Source organism: Luteibacter anthropi (assembly GCF_023699965.1).
Taxonomy (GTDB): Bacteria; Pseudomonadota; Gammaproteobacteria; order Xanthomonadales; family Rhodanobacteraceae; genus Luteibacter; species Luteibacter anthropi.
Window position 1 is genome coordinate 2,177,410 of the sequence record NZ_CP077072.1, and the last position, 21,276, is coordinate 2,198,685.

Below are 21,276 nucleotides of genomic sequence, written 5' to 3' on the forward strand. Positions count from 1 at the left end.
CTTCCGGAGCCGGAGGAGGGCTCGACCCAGGGGAAAGCCGGGCCCTACCGCAGGGTTACCCCAGGGAGGTGGGGTACACCGATGGGACGCCGTTGCGTGCGTCCGAAGCTATAGACGTCCGGGAATCGCAAAAGTTGCAGTCGGCGAAAAAGAAAAAGTCAGCCATCGTTCATGCTTGGAAGACGCAACGAAATACTTACGTTTGGACGGCTGTTTGTACAACATGTCCGCGGACGCGGCGCTCGCGCTCGCGGACATGCCATGCCTGCACGGCGGCGCATGAAAGCGCCATATCTGCATGGCACGGGCCTTGCTGAGCACGGACGTCCCCCGAGGTCTTCCGTCTATATGTCGTACTTATCGATTCCTGCGTTTTCGTCCCGGTACCGGGTCGTCGTGGACACGGCTCTCGCTCGGGCTTCCATCGATGGCGAAATCGATCTGGCGGATAGCGATCCCGGTGATTTCACGCAGGTGAATGCACAGGGTGAGGAAGCCACCCTGCTGATTGTCTTCAACCCGGACAAGCCGGCACGGGGCGTGCTCGTGCGAAGGGCCCGGGCGGAGGCAGACGGCGCGGACAAGGCATCTCCCATCGTGGGTGCGCTGATCGATGCCATGCTTCAGGAGCTGCATGACGAGGCTGCGAATCCGACCGTGCTGGCACATGCCGCCCTGGCCTTGCGGGCCAGCCTGCCCGTGCCGTCGCTGGCTCATGCGTCGGAAGCGGCCTCGGGCAGCCTGGCCGCATGGCGCCTGGACCAGGCCATCTCGTATATGGATGAGCGCCTGCACCTGAGCGTGAAGACGCCGGCCGTGGCCCGGGCCTGTGGACTGACGGTGAATCATTTTTCCCGGGCATTCGCCCGGGCCACGGGCATGCCGCCTCACCGGTGGCTGATGAAGCGTCGCATCGAAAGGGCGCAGCGTCTTTTGCGGGACAGTAATCGTTCGCTCGGGGATATCGCCGCAGCCTGTGGTTTTTCCGAGGCGGGGCATCTGTCCCGGGTTTTTGTCCGTACGGTGGGCGTGCCGCCTGGCACCTGGCGCCGTTGGGTGTTGAAGGGGATGGCCGAGGCCTGAGTCATCCGCACGTCATGACGATCGTCGATATTCCGTCCAAGACAGCGGCTGGCCCAGGAGCCATGCTGCTCACCGGTTCACGCCCCGGGCAGTTGCTGGCAGGACGCCATGGTCCTGGCCATCGCCCGGAGGCTTCCAGATAAAACAACCATAAGGTGGACGAGGGCGCCGGAGTGCGTCCGCTTCCCGCCAAATCTCCCCACATCGCCGTCCGCCCCTCCCCGGGAGCGGGCGGCTCTTTTTTTGCCGATTCACCATCCGGGTCACCTTGATCCCTTGCCGGATCGGCCCGTATCGCCGCATTGGCGCGCGCGGATACTTCGCGTGCTCGCCTGGCTCAGCTGCCGGGCGGATGTGGAAGGACAGGGGATACATCGGACAGGCATGCGATCCCGCGACCCGCCAGGGCCGCGTGGAGGCATGCGCGCCGGCTTCCCCCTCCTTTCTTCCCGAAGACCCGCCGGCATTCCGTGGAGGAAAGTGCATGAAACGTTTCAACCGACTGGTGCTCGCCCTGGCTTGTGCCTCGCTTGTCGTGGCATCAGGCAGCGTGGGCGCACAGACCGCCAGGAGCGCGTTCGACGCCAAGACCATGCCTTCGTTGGCAGCGATGCAGGCGGCGACGCCATTTCAGGAAAACAACGGCTACCTGCCGCCATCCAGCTATACGGGCCCGGTGTTTTCCCTCAGTCACGATTGGCCGAAAGTCGCGCGTTTTCAGGCGGGCCCTCCGCCGTGGAGAAAGGCGATCAACAATGGCCGCATCAACGTGCATAACGCGGAGGCTTACGCGAACGCCTTGAAAGAGGCCGTCACGCCCAACGCGCGCAAGCTGATCCTGGATTACGCCAACTGGGATGCCGCCAAGGCCGGCTGGTACAACGAACCGTGGCTGGGCAGCCTGCGCGATGCGATACACGGCACCTACCAGGCAGGTCAGTTCGGCAGCAGCGTATTTCCGGGTACGGGGCTGAAGGTTACCTTCCAGACGAACGTGGTGACTTACTACGATTCCATCGCCGCGCTGACGCTCAGGAACTTCTGGGGTGCCGATGCGATGAAGCCGACGCTGGACACGCAGCACTCGCAGTTCCTGGAAGACGCCATCATCGTCAAGGCGGCCGTGTTCTCGTCCACGGACAAGACCCAGCCGACGGACTGGTGGCCGGTGCTGAAGGGGGCCGCGCAATGGCCCATGATGATTCCGGTCAATCCGGAGGCCGATCCACCGGAAGATCCCACCCTGTGGACGGGCTACGTCACGCAGTTCGACATTATCGTCAAGGACAAGCAATCCTCGCCGGACACGGGCTGGGTATTCATGACGCTCGTCTATGACGCCAATGCACCGGGCAAGGACGCGTGGGACAAGATGGTGCCCCTGGGCGTGCAATGGGGCAATGACGAAGCGGCCGGCGCCGATTCCAGGAAGCTGGTGGAGAACTGGAACAATCCGAAGGCGCCGAAATATTCCACCCAGACACTGGGCTGGGGTGATCGTCTCTCGGGGCCGAATGACGGTGCACGCAACAACATCACCTTCAATGGCAAGGCGTACGTCAATTACCCCAATTCCAGCTGCATGAGCTGTCATAGCACCGCCGAGTGGAGCACGACGAAGAACCGCATGATGTCGTTCCTGCTGCCGTCGTACTACGCGGATGCCAATCCTGGCTTCAAACTATGCAACCAGCAGGGCAAGGACGATCCGGAAGGTACCTACATCTGCTCGCCGCCGCCGGGTTCTGCCGCATGGATGAAATGGTTCAAGAACCGCAAGGGCGATGTCGCCATGGATCCGGGTTCGTTCGCCACGGACTTCGACGAGGTGTTCTCGTTCAAGGCGCTGAAGCTCTGGTACACGGCCACCAATCCGAAGAAGGAGGCCGCGCCGCAGCTTAAACTGTTGAGCCGGCCGGGTGAGACGGTGAGGTTCAATCAGTACACGGGCGCGCCGCTGCCGAAGACCGACAACGTCCCGAAGAGCGACAACGGCAACTGACCCGTCGGGGACGGGGCGCTAGTGCGCCTCGTCCCAGTTTGCGCCCACGCCGATGTCCACCTGCAGCGGAACACTGAGTTCCGCTGCACCGGTCATGAGGCGTTCGACGTTTGCGCGCACGTCATCCACGGCATCCTCGCGCACCTCGAATACCAGTTCATCGTGTACCTGCATGAGCAGGCGCACGTCGTCGCGGGATTCGGTCCATGCGGCCACGGCGATCATCGCGCGCTTGATGATGTCGGCGGCGGTGCCCTGCATCGGGGCATTGATGGCCGCGCGCTCGGCTCCGGCACGCAGCGCCTGGTTGCGCGAGCTGAGGTTGTCCAGGTACAGGCGGCGACCGAACCAGGTCTTTACGTAGCCGTCCTGGTGGGCCTGTTCGCGGGTGGCGTCCATGAAGGCGCGCACGCCCGGATAGCGCGAGAAGTAGCGTGCCATGTAGTCGGACGCTTCGCCGCGGTCCACGCCGAGCTGGCGGGCCAGTCCGAAGGCGCTCATGCCGTACATCAGGCCGAAGTTGATGGCTTTGGCTGCGCGACGCTGGTTGGTGGTGACTTCATCCGGCGTGACGCCGAATACTTCCGCCGCCGTGGCGCGATGCACGTCGCCGCCTTCGGCAAAGGCGCGCACGAGGCCTTCGTCGCCGGAGAGGTGGGCCATGATGCGCAGTTCGATCTGCGAATAGTCGGCCGCCAGGATGCGCCAGCCTTGCGGGGCCACGAAGGCCTGGCGGATGCGCCGGCCTTCTTCGGTGCGCACCGGGATGTTTTGCAGGTTGGGGTCGGACGAGCTGATGCGGCCCGTGGCGACGGCGCCCTGGTGGTAGCTGGTATGCACGCGGCCGGTGCGCGGGTTGACGATGCCGGCCAGCTTGTCGGTATACGTGGAACGCAGCTTGGCCAGTCCGCGATAGTCGAGGATCACGCGCGGAAGCTCGTGCGCGTCGGCGATGGCTTCCAGGGCTTCCTCGTTGGTGGAGGGCTGGCCGGTCGGCGTCTTCACCTTTACCGGCAGGCCCAGTTCGTCGAACAGCACGGCCTGCAGCTGCTTGGGCGAATCGAGGTTGAAGTCGTGTCCGGCGACCGCATAGGCCTGCTGCTGGAGTTCGACCATGCGCTTGCCCAGCTGCTGGCTCTGCTTGCGCAGCTCGTTGGCGTCGATGAGCACGCCGGTGCGTTCCATCTTCGCCAGCACGGGCACGAGCGGAATCTCGATGTCTTCGTATACTTTGCGCAGCGATGGCTCGGCTTCGAGCTTCGGCCACAGGGCGTGGTGCAGGCGCAGGGTGATGTCCGCGTCTTCGGCGGCGTAGCGGCAGGCGGTGTCGCAGTCGACCTGCGAGAACGGAATCTGCTTGGCGCCCTTGCCGGCCACCTGTTCGTACTTGATGGTGGTGTAGCCGAGGTAGCGGTTGGCCAGGGAATCCATGTCGTGGCGCGTGGCCGTGGCGTTGTACACGTACGACTCGAGCATGGTGTCGTGCGCAAGTCCGCGCACGTTCACGCCGTAGTGCGAAAGCACGTTGATGTCGTACTTGCCGTGCTGCCCCACCTTGGGACGCGTGGCGTCTTCCAGGATGGGCTTCAGGGCGCCGAGCACATGTTCGCGCGAAAGCTGCTTCGGCGCGCCAGGGTAATCGTGTGCCAGCGGGATATACGCCGCCTTGCCCGGTTCCACGGCCAGCGACACGCCGACGATCTCCGCCTGCATGGCGTCGATGCTGGTGGTTTCCGTGTCGAAGGCGATGAGCGGGGCGGTTTCGAGTTTTTCGACCCAGCGGGCGAAATGTGCTTCGTCGAAGACGAGCTCGTATTCGGCCTCTCCCGCGAACGGGGTGGCTTCAGGGGTAGTCGTGGCAGCGGTCGGTGCTGCAGCGACCGGAGAGGCAGCCGGCGCCGGCAGGTTGCCGGAGTCCAGGTCCTTGAGCGCAGCCTTGAAGTCGTAGCGGGCGTACAGCTCGCGCAGGGCCTCGACGTCGCGCTCGCGCATCGTGAGGTCGGCCGGGCCCTGGTCCAGCGGTACGTCGGTGCGGATGGTGACCAGCTCGCGCGACAGCGGCAGGCGCGGGATGGCCGCGCGCAGGTTTTCGCCGATCTTGCCGCCGATGCGGTCGGCAGCGGCGAGTAGCGCGTCGAGGTTGTCGTATTCGGCCAGCCACTTGGCGGCGGTCTTGGGGCCGCACTTTTCCACGCCGGGCACGTTGTCTACCGTGTCGCCCACGAGGGTGAGGTAGTCGACGATCTGGTCGGGGCGCACGCCGAACTTGGCGATGACGCCGTCGGTGTCCATGGTGGTGCTGGTCATGGTGTTGACCAGCAGCACGTGGCCGTCCACGAGCTGGGCGAAATCCTTGTCGCCGGTGGAGATCACCGTGTGGATGCCCGCGGCGGCGGCCTGCCGTGCCAGGGTGCCTATGACGTCATCGGCCTCGACCCCGGGAATGCACAGGATCGGAAAGCCCAGCGCGCCTACGATCTTCATCATGGGCTCGACCTGGGCGCGCAGGTCGTCGGGCATCGACGGCCGGTTGGCCTTGTAGTCGGCGTAGAGATCGTCGCGGAAGGTGCGTCCCGGCGCGTCGCAGACGAAGGCGACGTAGTCGGAACCGGCCTTCATCGTGGTGCGCAACATGTTGACGATGCCGAACAATGCGCCGGTGGGTTCGCCATGGGCATTGGTCAGGGGCGGCAGCGCGTGGAACGCGCGGTACAGGTACGAAGACCCGTCGATGAGCGTGAGCGTAGGCATCGGTGGATTCTCTCATGGCACGACGTGTGCCGCCTGTTCACGTGGATTGGGGTATGCGCCTTGGTATGCTCGCAGGCCCGCAAGGAGACCTCCCATGAACCGCACGCACGCCCTCGTCGCCGCGCTCGCCATCGCCCTGGCGCAGACCGCCACGGCGCAGACCGCCCAGGATCCCCAGCTGAAGGCCTTGCCGCCGCCGGCGATCAATGACCCGGGCCACAAGGAAGGCGAGCCGGACCGTTCCGGCCAGAAGCCGATCGAGCGTCCGGTGACCTACGATGAAGCTCAGGGTGGGCAGGCCACGCCGGCCACCTCCGATGCGATGGGGCGCAAGGTCTCGGCGGACAATCTTCCCTCCCTTGACGGCCGCGGCGATCCGCCGCCGCAGGTGTCGGTACACCAGGAAGGCGACAACCGGGTCGAGGAGTACCGCAGCGGCGGCAAGCTCTACCAGGTGATCGTGACGCCCAAGAACGGCGTACCACAGTATTACAGCGTGGACGACCAGGGCCGTCGTCACGAAGCCGGCGGCCGCAACGGGCCGGTGAGCCCGGTGCAGTACAAGGTCTATGAGTGGGGCGCGCCGCAGAAGCCAGCGGGGTCGAACTGACCACTTAATGAAACCCGGGCCGGTGCGAACTTGCCGTTCGTTCCGGCTTGCGGCTTCGCCGCGTCGCGCGCAAGGCGCGCTCCTACACAAGCCGCCCTGCACAACAACGGCTCCTGTAGGAGCGCGCCTCGCGCGCGACCGGCCCGAAGCGACACACACAAGGCCCGCCGCTTTGTAGGAGCGACACAGGACACGCCGCTTTTTGCAGGAGCGCGCCTCGCGCGCGACCGGTCAGCCATCAAGCTCCGGGTAATGCCGGAAAATCCCCGTGGTGTTGAACGCCACCCGCCGCTCCGAGGCGAGATAGGCAGCAATGTTCGGCCGCTCGGCCACCCGCCTGGCCAGATCCCGCAACAGCGGCACTTTCTGCTTCGCCAGCGCCTTCGGGAAGGCGTACTCCAGCCCCGCCATTATCTGGAACAGCGACAGGTCCACATAGGAATGCTTGCGTAGCGGAAACCGCCCGCCACCCCGTTCGATGGCTTTCTCGAAATACCCCAGGTACTTCGGAATCCGCGACTCGCGGAAGTCCTTCGAACGCCGCTTCGCCTCGTCACGCTGGTCCTCGTAGTAGAGGCCGCCAGCCACCGGATGGTGGGTGTCATGCACTTCGACGATGAAATCGGTGATGGTCAGTTCGAGCTGGTGCGCGTAGATCCGCTTCGACTCGCTTTCCGGCACCAGGTTATGGCGCGGGCCGAGGTACTGGAGGATGTTCGCCACCTGGGCGATCACCAGCCGGCCGCTCTTGAGGAACGGCGGGGCGAAAGGCAGGGCACCCTCGTGCTCGCCGTTGAGGAAGGGCGTCATCACGTCGTCCCCTTCGATGCGCGCCACGTCGGTATAGGCCGCTCCGGCGTCTTCCAGGCACAGGCGCACGAATTCCCCGCGACCCTGCAATCCCGTCCAGTAGTACAGCTGGTAACTCATGGGCACCCTCCGGCGTGAAAGCCCGAGCATGCCTGCCGGGCGTTTAAGCGGGCGTGAGCGTGGTGGCGGGGTGGGTTGTGGCTTCGCCGCGTCGCGCGCAAGGCGCGCTCCTACAACGGCGCTTCGGACTGGTTGCGCGCAGGCGCGCCCTCACGGAGCAGCTTGTGTAGGAGCGCGCCTTGCGCGCGACCGGTCAAAGCGACTGGCTGCACGACATTCAACGCCCCACGGGAGACAGCGCGGCAGCTACCTCACGAAACGCCTCCCACACCGTCTGTGCAGGCGGTGACAGCGATCGCGCCCTGCGTCGCAACAAGGTCACCTCACGATGCACCTCGGGCGTCAGCGAACGCACGGCGAGCCCAGGCCGCAAGGCATCCAGTGACAGCGCCGGCGTGACGGTCACCCCAAGCCCCGCCTCCACCATGCGGAAGGCGGTATGCGGGTGACCTACCTCAAGGGTGATGTCCACGGGAATCTGCCGCCGCGCGAACACCTCGTCGATAAGCCGCCGGCTGCCAGAGGCATGGTCGAGCAGGATCAACGGCTGACCGGTCAATGCCTTCCAGGGAACGGCTTCCCGCTCGACGAAAGGATGATCCTCACGGCACACGACCAGAAACGGATCGCGCAGGATCGTCTGCGCATCGAATTCCTCGGTGGTGGCCGGTTCCACCGTGAGCCCGAAATCCACCTCACCACCGCGCACGGCATCCAGCACCTGGGCCTGGCTCTGGTCGCGCAGCAGGATTTCCAGCGCCGGGTGTTCCTGGGCGCAAAGGGCGATGCAGTTGGGCACCAATCCGGCAGACACCGTGGGCACGGCGGCGATCCGTACGCGGCCGCGCAGCGGATCGGCCTGAGCACGCGCATGGGCCAGCACCCCGTCCAGTTCGTCCAGCACGCGGGAGACAGCCTGTTCCAGATAGCGTCCGGCCTCTGTCGGCACCACCTCACGGGTGCTGCGATCGAACAGGCGCACGTCCAGTTCGGCCTCCAGGTCCGCGATAAGCCGGCTGACGGCCGGCTGGGTCAGGTGCAGGGCGTCGGCAGCGCGGCGGAAATGCCGGTGGCCCGCCACGGCGAGAAAGGCACGGAGCTGGCGCATCGAGACATTCATGCGATAAATCTATCACTGAATCAGATAAAACGATTTGCCTTATCAAGCCTGCGGCGCTGCAATACGCAACATCCTTCACTTCGCACCGTCACGCCGCCATGCGCCGCTTCCTGCCCGATGGATTCACCCTGTCCCTGATTGCCACGGTTCTGCTGGCGAGCTTCCTTCCCTGCCGGGGAGCGGCGGCGCAGATCTTCGAGGTGCTGACCGACGCGGCCATCGCCCTGCTGTTCTTCCTGCATGGCGCCAAGCTGTCGCGCGATGCCGTGGTGGCCGGCATGACCAACTGGCGCCTGCACCTGACCGTGCTTGCCAGCACCTTCGTGCTGTTCCCCTTGCTCGGCCTGCTGCTGAAGCCGGTGCTGTCGCCGCTGGTCTCGCCCGATCTCTACCTGGGCATCCTGTTCCTGTGCACACTGCCCTCGACGGTGCAGTCATCCATCGCTTTCACCTCGATCGCGCGCGGCAACGTGCCGGCGGCCATCGTCTCGGCCTCTGCGTCTAGCCTGCTGGGCATCTTCATCACGCCGCTGCTGGTGGGCCTGGTGATCGCCGGTACGGGGCAGGGCAGCCTGTCGTGGCATTCGGTGGGCGTGATCGTGTTGCAGCTGTTCGTGCCGTTCGTGGCCGGTCAGGTCGCGCAGCGCTGGATCGGCGGCTGGGTGCGTCGCCATGCGGCGCTGCTGACTTATGTCGACCGTGGCTCGATCCTGCTGGTGGTCTATACCGCGTTCAGCGCTGCCGTATTGCAGGGCCTGTGGCACCAGCTGCCGCTGCCCATCCTGGCGGGCCTCATCGTAGCGAACATCGTGCTGCTGGCGGTGGCGCTGCTGGTGACGCGCTACGGTGCGCGTGCGCTGGGTTTTGGTACGGAAGACGAGATCACCATCGTGTTCTGCGGCTCGAAGAAGAGCCTGGCCTCGGGCGTGCCGATGGCGAAGGTGCTGTTCGCGGGGCATCCGCTCGGACTGATCGTGCTGCCGATCATGTTGTTTCACCAGGTGCAGCTGATGACCTGTGCGGTGCTGGCGCGTCGTTACGCGATGCGCAAGGAATCCGATGTTGTAGGAGCGCGCCTCGCGCGCGACCGGTGAGGCGATAACGATAAACGTTGCCGTATCACCGGTCGCACGTATGCGTATCAGTGACGGAAGTGACGGATGCCGGTGAATACCATCGCCATGCCGTGTTCGTCGGCGGCTTCGATCACTTCGTTATCGCGCATCGAACCACCCGGCTGGATCACGGCAACGATACCTGCTGCGGCGGCGGCATCGATGCCGTCGCGGAACGGGAAGAACGCATCGGATGCCATCACGCTACCCGGCACCGTGAGACCGGCTTCTTCGGCCTTCAGGCCTGCGATCTTCGCGCTCACCACGCGGCTCATCTGGCCCGCACCGATACCGATGCTGCGGTTGTCCTTCGCGTAAACGATAGCGTTGGACTTGACCATCTTCGCCACGCGCCAGGCGAACAGCAGGTCGTCGAGTTCGGTGGGCGTGGGCTGGCGTTTGCTCACCACCTTCAGCTCGTCGCGCGTCACCTGGCGGTGATCCGCGGTCTGCACGAGCAGACCGGAGCCGACGCGCTTGATGTCATGCGTGTTGCGACCGTCACCCAGCGGGATTTCGAGCACGCGCACATTGGCCTTCTTCGTGGCCTCTTCCACGGCACCGGCTTCGACGACGGGGGCAATCAGCACTTCGACGAACTGACGCTTGAGAATCACGCGTGCCGTTTCCGCATCGAGCGGGCGGTTGAAGGCAATGATGCCGCCGAATGCCGAGGTCGGGTCGGTGGCATAGGCCAGTTCATACGCGGCGAGCGGATCGGCAGCCACGGCGACGCCGCAGGGATTGGCATGCTTCACGATCACGCAGGCCGGTGCATCGAACTGGCGCACGCATTCCCATGCGGCATCGGCATCGGCGATGTTGTTGAACGAGAGCTCCTTGCCCTGCAACTGGCGGAACGTAGCCAGCGTACCCGGTGCCGGATACAGATCGCGATAGAACGCACCCGCCTGATGTGGGTTTTCGCCGTAACGAAGGTCCATGACCTTCACGAAGCGGCCGTTCGACTGCTCGGGGAATTCCGCATGGGCGGCAACGGCGGTGTGCGTGTCATCCAGGCTGAGGCCCGAAAGATAATCGCTGATGGCAGCATCGTAATTCGATACGCGATTGAACGCGGCCACCGAAAGACGGAAGCGCGTGGCGCGCGACAGGCCGCCCTTCGATTCGATTTCGGCCAGTGCGTCGTCGTACTGCGCCGGATCGGTGAGCACGCCGACGTCGTTCCAGTTCTTCGCGGCGGCACGCAGCATGGCGGGGCCGCCGATGTCGATGTTCTCGATCGCGTTCTCCAGCGTGCATGCCGGATCGGCGACGGTACGCTCGAACGGATACAGGTTAAGCACCAGAAGGTCGATGGGCACGATGCCGTGTTCGGCCATCACCGCATCGTCGGTGCCGCGACGGCCGAGCAGTCCACCGTGCACGCGCGGGTGCAGGGTCTTCACGCGACCGTCCATGATCTCGGGGAAGCCGGTCAGGTCGCCGACATCGCGCACGGGAATGCCGGCTCCGCGAAGTGCCTTCGCGGAGCCACCAGTGGAAAGGATTTCGACGTTGGCCGCGGCGAGGCGGCGGGCGAGGTCGGTGAGCCCCTGCTTGTCGGAGACGCTGACAAGTGCGCGGCGGACGGGGACGAGGTCGGGCGTGGGCATGGGCACTTCCGGGGAGGAAAGCGCGTCATTATAGCCGCCCGGACGTCCGGGCGGCCCGGCGTAACGCCGGATCAGGAGATGCCGTGGGCGGCCAGCTTCTTGCGCAGGGTGGCGCGGTTGATGCCGAGGGCGGCAGCGGCGCGGCTCTGGTTGCCTTCGTGGAAGGCGAGCACCTCGCGCAGGAGGGGGCCTTCGACTTCGCGGATCACCAGGGCGTGAAGACCTTCACCGAACTCGGTGTCACCAATGTCTGCGAGATAGCGACGCACGGTCAGGCTGACGCATTCGCTGAGGGCGCTCTGCACGGAGGTCTCGTTGGCGGCCTCGCCGGCAGTCAGTCTCACAGCGTTCAAGGCATTCCCCTCTCGCAGCCCGGAACGCGGAGCTCCGGTCAGTTCTTGTTCGAATAATGGTCGCTTGGGTGCGACGAAGACGCACCACCAGAAGGGGGGCGAAAGTCGCGAAGGGGACCGAGTGTACTCGCCCAGACGCTGGAAGTGCAGGCTTGCAAAAAGAAATTTTTTCGAACGGTCACTCGAAGCTGAACGAGAATGCCACCGCCCGCTGGCCCGGGTCTTGCACTTCGAAGACCATCGCGGTGGTTGCGCCGGCGGACAATCCACGGGCACGCACACCGGCATCGCCGACATAGTCTTCCGGACGGAACCGGCGCATGGCCAGACGCTCGCCCTGCGCATCGGAAAGCACGATGGTCACCACCGGATAAGGCTGCGCGAAACCTGCATCGTTCCGCACGCTGGCGGTAATCAGCAGGCCGTCGGGCACCGAAGGATGTTGCTCGACATCGCGCGCGAGCAGGCGCAGGCGATCGGGTGCCGCAACCAGGGGGAGGCGGCAACCGAACACATCGCAGACCTTGCCCAGCAAGGGCCCTGTGGTGTCATCGGTAATCAGCGCCTCGCGCTTGGCCCAGCCCAGTTGCGCAAGCAGGCCGAGCAGCAGCACGGCGCACACCAGCACCCACGCGGCGGTCTGCCAGGAGCGGCGCTTGCGGCGGGCGAAGGCCGGCGTAAACGTGAGCTGGGAGAAGTCTTCCGCTGGCGCGGGTTCGTTCGGGGTGGTGTCCGGCGCCCCTGTCACGGCTTCTTCGACGAAGAGCGGTCCCTCCGGTTCAGGGACAGGCTCCGGCTCCGGCCTGGGACGGAATACCGCCACATCGGCAAGCGGTGGCTCGCGGTCGAGTGCGTGCTCGGGCAGGCGGGCGAACGGCTCGGGCGGCAGTTGGGTCGCCAGCGTGCCCAGCGCATTGAACACGGTGTCGCAATGGCGGCAGCGCACGCAGCCACAGGCCGGCACCAGTTGCTCGGCTTCCAGCTTGTAGACGGTGAGGCACTCGGGACACTGCGTGTACATCGTTCGATCATAGCCTGCATGGCCGGTAGAATCGTGGTTCCTGTCCCTCTGTTGCGATCCCACGATGCCCTGGCTCGAACTCTCCCTCACCATCCGCGCCGCCGAACAGCCGCGCGTCGAAACCGCGCTGGAGGACCTCGGCGCCCTGTCGATCACCCTGCGTGACGCCGATGCGGAGACGCCCGACGAAGAGGCCATCTTCGAGCCGGGCGTGGGCGAGATTCCGTTGTGGAACCAGATCGTGCTGCATGCCTTGTTCGACATCGAGGCCGACCGCCGCGGCCTGACCGCCGCCATCGCCGACGACCTGCCGTTCATCGAGCCGGCGCACATCGAGTGGCGCGAAGTGGAAGACCAGGATTGGGAACGCGCCTGGATGGACCAGTTCAAGCCGATGCCGTTCGGCCGCCGTCTGTGGGTATACCCGTGGAATATCGAGCCGCCGGAGGATGGCGGCATCGTGGTCGTGCGACTGGATCCGGGCCTGGCCTTCGGCACGGGCACGCACCCCACCACGGCCATGTGCCTGGAATGGCTCGATGGCCAGCAACTGGCCGGCAAGCACGTGCTCGACTACGGCTGCGGCTCGGGCATCCTCGCCATCGCGGCGCTGAAGCTCGGCGCATCGCGCGCGGTGGGCATCGACAACGATCCGCAGGCGCTGCTGGCCTCGCATGACAATGCCGAGCGCAATGGCGTGCATGCGGACCTGGCCGTCTATCTGCCCGGCGAAGCGCCGGTCGAGCTGGCCGATGTGCTGGTGGCGAACATCCTTGCGGGGCCACTGGGTGAGCTTGCGCCGACGTTTGCCGCCGCCGTGAAGCCGGGCGCGCCGTTTGCACTGTCGGGCATTCTTCACGGGCAGCACGAGGAATTGCTGGTGCGCTATGCCGAATGGTTCGACGGCCTGGAAGTACGCACGCTGGAAGACTGGGTGCGCATCAGCGGTTATCGAAAGGCGTAAGCGCGCAGGAGCCGATGCAACGCCTCGCGGTGCTGGTGAACCGGGGCGCTGGGTTCCAGCGTTCGCTGGAACGACGGGGTGTGAGGTTGCCGGTACTCATCTTTCCCCTCACGTCATTCCTGCGCACGCAGGAATCCAGCGCGATGCAGTCGGTTGTCGCGAGGGTGCTGCCTACGCAAAGGCCGATGCAGCGCCTCGCGGTGCTGGTGAACCGGGGCGCTGGGTTCCAGCGTTCGCTGGAACGACGGGGTGTGAGGTTGCCGGTGCTCATCCTTCCCCTCACGTCATTTCTGCGCACGCAGGAATCCAGCGCGATGCAGTCGGTTGTCGCGAGGGTGCTGCCTACGCAAAGGCCGATGCAGCGCCTCGCGGTGCTGGTGAACCGGGGCGCTGGGTTCCAGCGTTCGCTGGAACGACGGGGTGTGAGGTTGCCGGTGCTCATCCTTCCCCTCACGTCATTTCTGCGCACGCAGGAATCCAGCGCGATGCAGTCGGTTGTCACGAGGGTGCTGCCTACGCAGGAGCCGATGCGATGCCTCGCGGTGCTGGTGAACCGGGGCGCTGGGTTCCAGCGTTCGCTGGAAGACGGGGTGTGAGGTTGCCGGTGCTCATCCTTCCCCTCACGTCATTCCTGCGCACGCAGGAATCCAGCGCGATGCAGTCGGTTGTCGCGAGGGTGCTGCCTACGCAGGAGCCGATGCGATGCCTCGCGGTGCTGGTGAACCGGGGCGCTGGGTTCCAGCGTTCGCTGGAACGACGGGGTGCGGGGTGGGTATCGCATAAAAAAATCCCGCCTTTCGGCGGGATTTTTTTTACAGGGAGCGGATTACTCCCCCTGCGGTGCTTCCTTTTCCTTTTGCTCTGCCATGCGCTTCTCCAGATAGTGGATGTTCTGTCCACCCTGCTGGAAGCCTATGTCGGCCATGATGCGCTGCTGCAGCGGAATATTGCACTTCACGCCTTCGATCACCGTTTCGTTCAGCGCCATGCGCATACGCGCAATAGCAGTGGCACGATCCGGGCCGTGAACGATGATCTTGCCGATCATCGAGTCGTAGTTCGGCGGGATGCGATAGCCGTCGTAAAGGTGCGTATCGACGCGCACGCCCGGGCCACCCGGGGCTTCGAAACGCTTCACCGTGCCGGGGCTCGGCATGAAGGTGTCGGGGTCTTCGGCATTCACGCGGCATTCGATGGCATGACCGGTGAGGACGATATCCTCCTGGCGGATCGACAGCTTCTGGCCGCTGGCGATGAGCAGCTGCTCGCGTACGAGGTCCACGCCCGTGACCAGCTCCGTCACCGGATGCTCCACCTGGATACGGGTGTTCATCTCGATGAAGTAGAAACGGCCGTTCTCGAACAGGAACTCGAACGTGCCCGCGCCGCGATAACCGATGCGGATGCATGCGTCGACGCACACCTTGCCGATCTGCTCGCGCAGTTCCGGCGTGATGCCCGGAGCCGGTGCTTCTTCCACCACCTTCTGGTGACGACGCTGCATGGAGCAGTCGCGCTCGCCCAGGTGGATGGCATTGCCCTGGCCGTCGGCCAGCACCTGGATTTCCACGTGGCGCGGATTCTCCAGGAACTTCTCCATATAGACCTGATCGTTGCTGAAAGCCGCCTTGGCTTCCTGCTTGGTCATGACGATGGAGGCAGCAAGGTGGGCCTCGGTGCGCACGACGCGCATGCCGCGACCACCGCCACCGCCGGCGGCCTTGATGATGACCGGGTAACCGATCTCACGGGCGATGCGCAGGTTTTCGTCCACGTCGTCGCCGAGCGGACCGCCCGAGCCGGGCACGCACGGCACGCCCGCGGCCTTCATGGCGCGGATGGCTTCGACCTTGTCGCCCATCAGGCGGATCACGTCGGCCGTGGGGCCGATGAAGACGAAGCCCGACTTCTCCACCTGCTCGGCGAAGTTGGCGTTTTCGGACAGGAAGCCGTAGCCCGGATGGATCGCGGCGGCGTCGGTGATCTCGGCCGCGGCGATGATCGCCGGAATGTTGAGGTAGCTTTCGGCGGACGGACCCGGACCGATGCATACCGATTCGTCGGCGAGGCCGACGTGCTTGAGGTTGCGATCAACGGTGGAGTGCACCGCGACCGTCTTGATGCCCAGCGCGTGGCACGCGCGCAGCACCCGCAGCGCGATTTCGCCGCGATTGGCAATGACGACCTTCTCGAGCATGGCGAGGGCCTCAGGCAATCACAAACATCGGTTCGTCGAATTCCACCGGCTGGCCATTCTCGACCAGCACAGCGACGACGGTACCGGCCACATCGGCCTCGATCTGGTTGAACATCTTCATCGCTTCGATGATGCCCAGCGTCTCGCCGGCCTTGACCTGCTGGCCGACCGTGGCGAATGCCGGGGCGCCCGGGGTGGACGCGGCGTAGAAGGTGCCAACCATCGGCGCCTTCACGACGTGGCCTGCGGGCAGGGCGTCGGCAGCCGGGGCAGCCGGAGCGGCGACGGCAGCCGCCGGAGCGGGTGCAGCGGCGACCGGCGCCTGCTGGTACACCGGCGCGGCAACGGCGACGCTGCCCTTCGGCACGCGCGAAAGGCGGACGACTTCTTCGCCTTCCTTGATTTCCAGCTCGGCGAGGTTCGATTCCTCGAGCAGGTCGATGAGCTTCTTGATCTTGCGCAGGTCCATGGGACAAACCTATGTCGGGTGGTGGGATGGGCGCCTTCGGGCGCCGCAAAAAGGAAAATCAGGCGGCCGGAACGGCGAGGCGGATCAGGGCCGCTTCCAGCGCCAGGCGGTAGCTGTCACCGCCGAAGCCGCAGATCACGCCGCTGGCGAGATCCGACATATAAGAGTGATGCCGGAACGGTTCACGGGCATGCGGGTTGGAGAGGTGGATCTCGATGAACGGGATCGCCACGCCGGCCAGGGCGTCGCGCAGCGCAACGGAGGTGTGCGTGAAGGCGGCCGGATTGAAGAGGATCCATGCGGTGCCCTCGTCGCGGGCCTGGTGGATGCGCCCGATCAGCTCATGCTCGGCGTTGGACTGGAAGAAACCCAGCTCGTGACCGGCCGCCTGGGCGCGGCCCAGCAGCGAGGCATTGATGTCGGCCAGGGTCTCATGGCCGTACACCGAAGGCTCGCGCACACCGAGCAGATTGAGGTTGGGTCCGTGCAGGACGAGGATCCTGGCCACTCTTCACCTGTACCTTGGGGTCCGGGGCTCCGGAACGCCGCGCAGTGTGCGCCTGTCCAGGCAGGTTGTCCAGTTCGGTGACGTTCGCCGCAGTTCGCTGGAGATCGTGACTTTCCACACGCCACCGTATGGACTGTAGGAGCGCGCCTGCGCGCGACACGGTAGTGCGATCACATGGGGAGGGCACCGTTATCCCCGGTCGCGCGCCGGCGCGCTCCTACAAATGCCGTGTCGATCCGCGGAGCAGGGCGGCTTGTGTAGGAGCGCGCCTCGCGCGCGACCGCGTCAGGATTCGGCAAATAACTTCCGCCACCCCTCATGCCCCAGCCTGTCCAGCGTCGCCATATTCGCCTCGAAAATCGTCGAAGCTTCCGGAAACGCGGCAACGGCCTTGTCGATGCTGGCTTCCCGCAACAGGTGCAGCGTAGGGAAAGGCGACCGGTTGGTGTAATTGGTGATGTCGTCCGGCGCCGTTCCGTCGAACTGGAAATCCGGATGGAAACTGGCGACCTGGATGTCCCCCTCCAGCTCAAGATCGGCCACCGTATCGTCAGCCACTTCCAGGAATTCGTTGAAATCCTCGAAATCAACGAGCACCCGGGGATGGATCAGCAGCGTGGTATCCACCGCCTCGGGATCCGCATCGCGCAGGAATTCGAGTTCGCGCACCAGGTCCGCATGCAGTTGCAGCGGCTGGTCCGCATCGCTGACCACATAACGGACCTGGCCCTTGCGTTGCACGGCTTTGGCAAAAGGGCACAGATTCAGGCCGATGACGGCGCGTTCGAGCCAGAGGCGGGTCGCGTCGATCGCCTCGTCGTGGGTAGGGGTGGCGTCCATGGAGGTTCTCAGTGTTCCGGGGCCAGCCACTCGTCGAGTTCGGCGGGGCTGAAGGTGCCGATCTTGCGGCGCAGGATGCGCCCATCTTCGCCGATCAGCACGCTATAGGGCAGTACCCGTCGCGTATTGCCGAACGAGAGCGAGCCACCCGGTGAGTCGCTGCCGGCGATCACCACGGGGTAGCTGACCGGCCGCTCCGCGATATAGGCACGTACGGCGTCGGCGGTGTCCTCCGCCGCGCCGATGACGGCGACGTTATGCCCGCGATAGCGCGGATAGGCCTCGCTCAGCAGTGGCATTTCCCGGCGGCAGGGGGCGCACCAGGTGGCCCAGAAGTTGATCAGCACCTTCTGTCCTCGCCAGTCCGACAACGGACGGGCTTTTCCGTCAGGCGTGAGGAATACGACGTCGCGTGGGATATCGCCCTCGACGGCCACCGTCACGCCCTCGGGCGGCGACGGATTCAGGCGCCGGTGTTCGGTCCAGAAGCCGGCGGCCGCCGCAACGACCGCCAGCACCACGATCCAGAACGCAGGGCCGCGGGTCATGGGTGGGCGGCGGCCTCGAGTGCCTTCTCGACGGTGTCGTAGGTGAGCACCGTGGACAGCTTGTGGCCGTCGCCACCCTTCGGATACACGACGTAGAGCGGCACGCCCACCGAGTGGTACTGGTCGAGGAAAGCGGCGATGGTGGCGTTCACGTCGGTCCAGTCGCCCTTCATGTAGACGGTGCCGGTGCGCTTGAGCAGGTCGCGGAAGGCGTCGGTGTCGAGCACGGCGCGTTCATTGGCCTTGCAGGTGATGCACCAGTCGGCGGTCATGTCCACGAACACCGGCGTGCCCGCGGCGCGCAGCTCGGCCAGTTTCTCTGGTGAATAGGGCACCGAGCCGTCCGCCGCGACGCTGGCGCCGGCCGCCTGGGCCGGCAGACCGTGCACGGTCCACAGCGCGGCCGCCGCACCGATGGCGAGCACGGCGCTGAAGATCCACGACAGACCGCCGCGACGACGGCCGTACCACCACAGCGCCATGGCCAGCAGCACACCACCCGCCAGCACCAGTGCCGTGGCATCGGCGCCACGCTGCTTGGTGAGCACCCACAGCAGCCATACGGCCGTGAGGTACATCGGGAAGGCCAGCGCCTGCTTCAAAGTTTCCATCCAGCGACCGGGGCGCGGCAACAGGCGGGCGATGGCCGGCACGAAGCCGATCAGCAGGAACGGCAGCGCCAGGCCGAAACCCAGCGCGATGAAGATGAGGAAGGCGACGGCGATGGGTGCCGCGAAGGCAAAGGCGATGGCCGAACCCATGAAAGGCGCGGTGCAGGGGCTGGCGACTACCACGGCGAGTACGCCGGTGAAGAAGTCGCCGGCCGGGCCCGAGCGCGAAGCCAGTCCGCTACCGATATTGCCCAGCGAACCGCCGATCTCGAACACGCCGGACATCGACAGGCCCACGGCCAGCATCACGTAGACCAGCAGGCCCACGGCCAGCGGCTGCTGGAACTGTGCACCCCACTGGATGCCATGGCCCGCGGCGCGCACGCCGACCACCACAAGACCCAGGGCGGCAAAGGCCACCAGTACGCCCGCCGTGTACCAGAGGGCATGGCGGCGCGCCGCGCCCGGGCTTTCACCGCTTTCCAGCACGGTGATTGCCTTCAGCGACAGCACCGGCAGCACGCAAGGCATGAGGTTGAGGATCAGGCCGCCCAGCAGGGCGAGGCCAAGGGCAGCGGCAATGCCGACGGGCGTGTCGTCGCCTGAGGGCTTCAGACCGGCCGGCGGTGGCGTGGGTGCCACGTCGGCAGGGGCAGAGGAGGCGGTCTTCGTATCGATCTTGCCGACGACCACGGCGCCACTGCCCAGGTCGACGCTGAGGTGGCGGGTCATCACCGGATAGCAGATGCCGTTTTCCAGGCAGCCTTGGTAGGCGACATCCAGCTCCACCTTCTTCGACGCATCGAGCCCGGTAAGCGGCACGGGCACTTCGACCTGGTCGAAGTAGACGATGGTGTCGCCGAAGTTCTCGTCGTGGTGGGCGGTGCCGCTCGGCCAGTCGGGTTCACCGGTCTTGGCGCCGGCCGGCGAGGTCACGGTGATCTGGGTCTTGTCGCGGTAGAGGTAATAGTCCTTCGGCATGGTCCAGCGCAGGACCAGTGTCTTGCCTTCCTTCGCCAGGGCTTCGAAACGGAAGGCCTGGTCGGGCGGCAGGGAGGCGGCTTCGGTGCCCGGCGTGGCGGCGGGCGCACCGAGCAGCGAGGCGCCGCTGGAGAAGGCACCGCCGGCAGCCGGCGTACCCGTGGATGCCGGGATCGTGGAGGCACCGCCGATCTCAAGCTTCAGATGTTCCGTGTTCGGCGGATAGCAGATCTTGGGCTCCACCTCGTGGCAGCCCTGGTACTGGACGTCCAGCGCGAGAGTCTTGGTGCCCTTGTCGAGCAGCGTGTAGGGCACGCTGGCTTCGATGTCGCCGTGGTAGATCTCGACATCGCCCAGGTATTCGTCGTGCTTGCGGATGCCGTCCGGCAACGTCGGCTCGCCCAGTGTCGCGGCGTTGGGCTCGGCGGCCTTGATCTTGATGCGACCCCGGTAGAGGTAATAGTCCGGCGCGATGGTCCAGTGCAGTTTCACCATGCCCGGCTGGCTGGCGTCCGAGGTGAGATGGAAGGCCTCGGTGACCGGCAGCAGGTTGTCGTCGTCCTGGGCCATCGCCGGCAGGGCGGCGACCAGGGCGACGGCGGCGAGCAGGTTCCGCGCGAGGCGGGCAAACAGCGACATGGCAACTCCGTGGATCGGGGCGGCGACGAACCGCGTCGGGCGTCGGTGATTATGACCGGGCGACCCCGGATTCGCTTGCAGCGACGTTGGCACGCAGCCAGTCGAGGTAGGGAGCATGCCCGGCCGAGACCGGCAACGCCACGATCTCGGGCACCTCATACGGATGCCGCGCCGCGACGAAGGCCTGCAACGCCGGGTAGGCATCGGACGTGGTCTTCGCCAGCAGCAGGTCTTCCTCATCGGTGACGACCTCGCCCTGCCAGCGATAGGTGGACCGCATGCCGGGCAGGCGGTTCACGCAGGCGGCGAGCCCGGCTTCCACGAGGCTGTGCGGGCGAGGGTGTCGGCCGGTTCGCCGGTGGGGCAGGCGATCAGGACCACGAGGGCGTCGGTCTGGGTCATGCTTTCTTCTCCCGCTGTCATATTTTTTGTACCGCCGCCCTTGAACCGTTTCCGGACGGCGCCATATCTTCGCGAGCGCCAGGCCCTTCCGATTCCGGGTAGGCTTTGGCTAGAATTCTGGCACTCGCCCTGGCCAAGTGCTAACAAGGCGAACCTTTTTTCTTAACCATCAACCACATGCTTGGAGTAGTCATGAGCAAGCTGAAGCCGTTGCACGATCGCGTCATCGTCAAGCGTCTGGAAGAAGAGCGCGTTTCCGCCGGTGGCATCGTCATCCCGGACAGCGCCACCGAGAAGCCCACCCGCGGCAAGGTCATCGCCGCCGGCACCGGTCTCACCCTGGCCAGCGGCACCGTCCGCGCCATGGGCGTGAAGGAAGGCGACGTCGTGCTGTTCGGCAAGTATGCCGGCCAGGAAATCAAGGTCGACGGCGAAGAGCTGGTCTTCCTGAAGGAAGACGACATCGTGGCGATCCTCGAGGGCTGATCTTGCGGTTGGGCCTGCTCTGACGCGTCA

The 21,276-nt window shown here is 65.5% G+C and carries 20 protein-coding genes; 7 read left to right on the top strand and 13 right to left on the bottom strand.

The features are described from left to right. Positions 1-396: 396 nt before the first annotated feature. The gene (locus KR767_RS09660; protein WP_250878965.1) at positions 397-1,083 is read left to right on the top strand and encodes a helix-turn-helix transcriptional regulator; all 687 of its coding nucleotides are present in this window, start codon (positions 397-399) and stop codon (positions 1,081-1,083) included. 484 nt (positions 1,084-1,567) lie between these two features. Then, positions 1,568-3,085, top strand: a complete 1,518-nt coding sequence (locus tag KR767_RS09665) for a hypothetical protein (RefSeq protein ID WP_166950420.1) — start codon at positions 1,568-1,570, stop codon at positions 3,083-3,085. Positions 3,086-3,103: 18 nt separating this feature from the next. On the opposite strand, the gene polA is transcribed toward KR767_RS09665, so the two are convergent. Then, positions 3,104-5,836 carry a DNA polymerase I gene (polA, locus tag KR767_RS09670; protein WP_250878966.1) on the bottom strand — a complete coding sequence of 911 codons (2,733 nt, stop codon included), beginning with the start codon at positions 5,834-5,836 and terminating at the stop codon, positions 3,104-3,106. 94 nt (positions 5,837-5,930) lie between these two features. Here polA and KR767_RS09675 point away from each other — a divergent pair, with 94 nt between their 5' ends. Then, complete coding sequence (locus tag KR767_RS09675; RefSeq protein ID WP_250878967.1) at positions 5,931-6,446, top strand: DUF2782 domain-containing protein; 516 nt, start codon at positions 5,931-5,933, stop codon at positions 6,444-6,446. A 231-nt stretch (positions 6,447-6,677) separates the two neighbouring features. On the opposite strand, the gene KR767_RS09680 is transcribed toward KR767_RS09675, so the two are convergent. Both KR767_RS09680 and KR767_RS09685 read right to left on the bottom strand, forming a co-directional pair. Further along, on the bottom strand, positions 6,678-7,376 hold the full coding sequence (locus KR767_RS09680; protein WP_250878968.1) for a glutathione S-transferase: 699 nt from the start codon (positions 7,374-7,376) through the stop codon (positions 6,678-6,680). A 217-nt stretch (positions 7,377-7,593) separates the two neighbouring features. Then, positions 7,594-8,484 carry a LysR family transcriptional regulator gene (locus tag KR767_RS09685; protein WP_250878969.1) on the bottom strand — a complete coding sequence of 297 codons (891 nt, stop codon included), beginning with the start codon at positions 8,482-8,484 and terminating at the stop codon, positions 7,594-7,596. Between the two features lie 110 nt (positions 8,485-8,594). On the opposite strand from KR767_RS09685, the gene KR767_RS09690 reads away from it, so the two are divergent. Beyond that, a complete protein-coding gene (locus tag KR767_RS09690) occupies positions 8,595-9,590 on the top strand; it encodes a bile acid:sodium symporter family protein (protein ID WP_250878970.1) in 996 nt (331 codons plus the stop codon). A 47-nt stretch (positions 9,591-9,637) separates the two neighbouring features. On the opposite strand, the gene purH is transcribed toward KR767_RS09690, so the two are convergent. The 3 genes from purH to KR767_RS09705 all read right to left on the bottom strand — a co-directional run bounded on the left by purH (position 9,638) and on the right by KR767_RS09705 (position 12,601). After that, complete coding sequence (purH, locus tag KR767_RS09695; RefSeq protein ID WP_250878971.1) at positions 9,638-11,227, bottom strand: bifunctional phosphoribosylaminoimidazolecarboxamide formyltransferase/IMP cyclohydrolase; 1,590 nt, start codon at positions 11,225-11,227, stop codon at positions 9,638-9,640. Positions 11,228-11,298: 71 nt separating this feature from the next. Next, positions 11,299-11,580, bottom strand: a complete 282-nt coding sequence (locus tag KR767_RS09700; protein ID WP_166950754.1) for a helix-turn-helix domain-containing protein — start codon at positions 11,578-11,580, stop codon at positions 11,299-11,301. A gap of 178 nt (positions 11,581-11,758) precedes the next feature. Then, positions 11,759-12,601, bottom strand: a complete 843-nt coding sequence (locus KR767_RS09705) for a zinc-ribbon and DUF3426 domain-containing protein (RefSeq protein ID WP_250878972.1) — start codon at positions 12,599-12,601, stop codon at positions 11,759-11,761. Positions 12,602-12,665: 64 nt separating this feature from the next. Here KR767_RS09705 and prmA point away from each other — a divergent pair, with 64 nt between their 5' ends. Beyond that, positions 12,666-13,565 (top strand): 50S ribosomal protein L11 methyltransferase, encoded by a 900-nt coding sequence (gene prmA, locus KR767_RS09710; protein WP_166950758.1) that lies wholly within the window; start codon positions 12,666-12,668, stop codon positions 13,563-13,565. Positions 13,566-13,579: 14 nt separating this feature from the next. Next, the gene (locus tag KR767_RS09715) at positions 13,580-14,161 is read left to right on the top strand and encodes a hypothetical protein (RefSeq protein ID WP_250878973.1); all 582 of its coding nucleotides are present in this window, start codon (positions 13,580-13,582) and stop codon (positions 14,159-14,161) included. A gap of 230 nt (positions 14,162-14,391) precedes the next feature. On the opposite strand, the gene accC is transcribed toward KR767_RS09715, so the two are convergent. The 7 genes from accC to cutA form a co-directional block, all read right to left on the bottom strand. Further along, positions 14,392-15,762, bottom strand: coding sequence for an acetyl-CoA carboxylase biotin carboxylase subunit (accC, locus tag KR767_RS09720; RefSeq protein WP_166950760.1), 1,371 nt, complete (start codon positions 15,760-15,762; stop codon positions 14,392-14,394). 10 nt (positions 15,763-15,772) lie between these two features. After that, positions 15,773-16,231: an acetyl-CoA carboxylase biotin carboxyl carrier protein gene (accB, locus tag KR767_RS09725; protein ID WP_166950762.1), complete on the bottom strand. Its 459-nt coding sequence runs from the start codon at positions 16,229-16,231 to the stop codon at positions 15,773-15,775. Between the two features lie 58 nt (positions 16,232-16,289). Then, positions 16,290-16,739, bottom strand: a complete 450-nt coding sequence (aroQ, locus tag KR767_RS09730; RefSeq protein ID WP_166950764.1) for a type II 3-dehydroquinate dehydratase — start codon at positions 16,737-16,739, stop codon at positions 16,290-16,292. 285 nt (positions 16,740-17,024) lie between these two features. Then, on the bottom strand, positions 17,025-17,579 hold the full coding sequence (locus KR767_RS09735) for a DUF1415 domain-containing protein (RefSeq protein ID WP_250878974.1): 555 nt from the start codon (positions 17,577-17,579) through the stop codon (positions 17,025-17,027). A gap of 8 nt (positions 17,580-17,587) precedes the next feature. After that, positions 17,588-18,127: a TlpA family protein disulfide reductase gene (locus KR767_RS09740; RefSeq protein WP_250878975.1), complete on the bottom strand. Its 540-nt coding sequence runs from the start codon at positions 18,125-18,127 to the stop codon at positions 17,588-17,590. Next, positions 18,124-20,358, bottom strand: a complete 2,235-nt coding sequence (locus tag KR767_RS09745; RefSeq protein ID WP_250878976.1) for a protein-disulfide reductase DsbD family protein — start codon at positions 20,356-20,358, stop codon at positions 18,124-18,126. The genes KR767_RS09740 and KR767_RS09745 overlap by 4 nt, the downstream gene beginning before the upstream one ends. A 49-nt stretch (positions 20,359-20,407) precedes the next feature. Further along, positions 20,408-20,680 carry a divalent-cation tolerance protein CutA gene (cutA, locus tag KR767_RS09750; RefSeq protein ID WP_250878977.1) on the bottom strand — a complete coding sequence of 91 codons (273 nt, stop codon included), beginning with the start codon at positions 20,678-20,680 and terminating at the stop codon, positions 20,408-20,410. A gap of 272 nt (positions 20,681-20,952) precedes the next feature. Here cutA and KR767_RS09755 point away from each other — a divergent pair, with 272 nt between their 5' ends. After that, positions 20,953-21,246, top strand: a complete 294-nt coding sequence (locus tag KR767_RS09755; RefSeq protein ID WP_144916355.1) for a co-chaperone GroES — start codon at positions 20,953-20,955, stop codon at positions 21,244-21,246. Positions 21,247-21,276 lie beyond the last annotated feature (30 nt).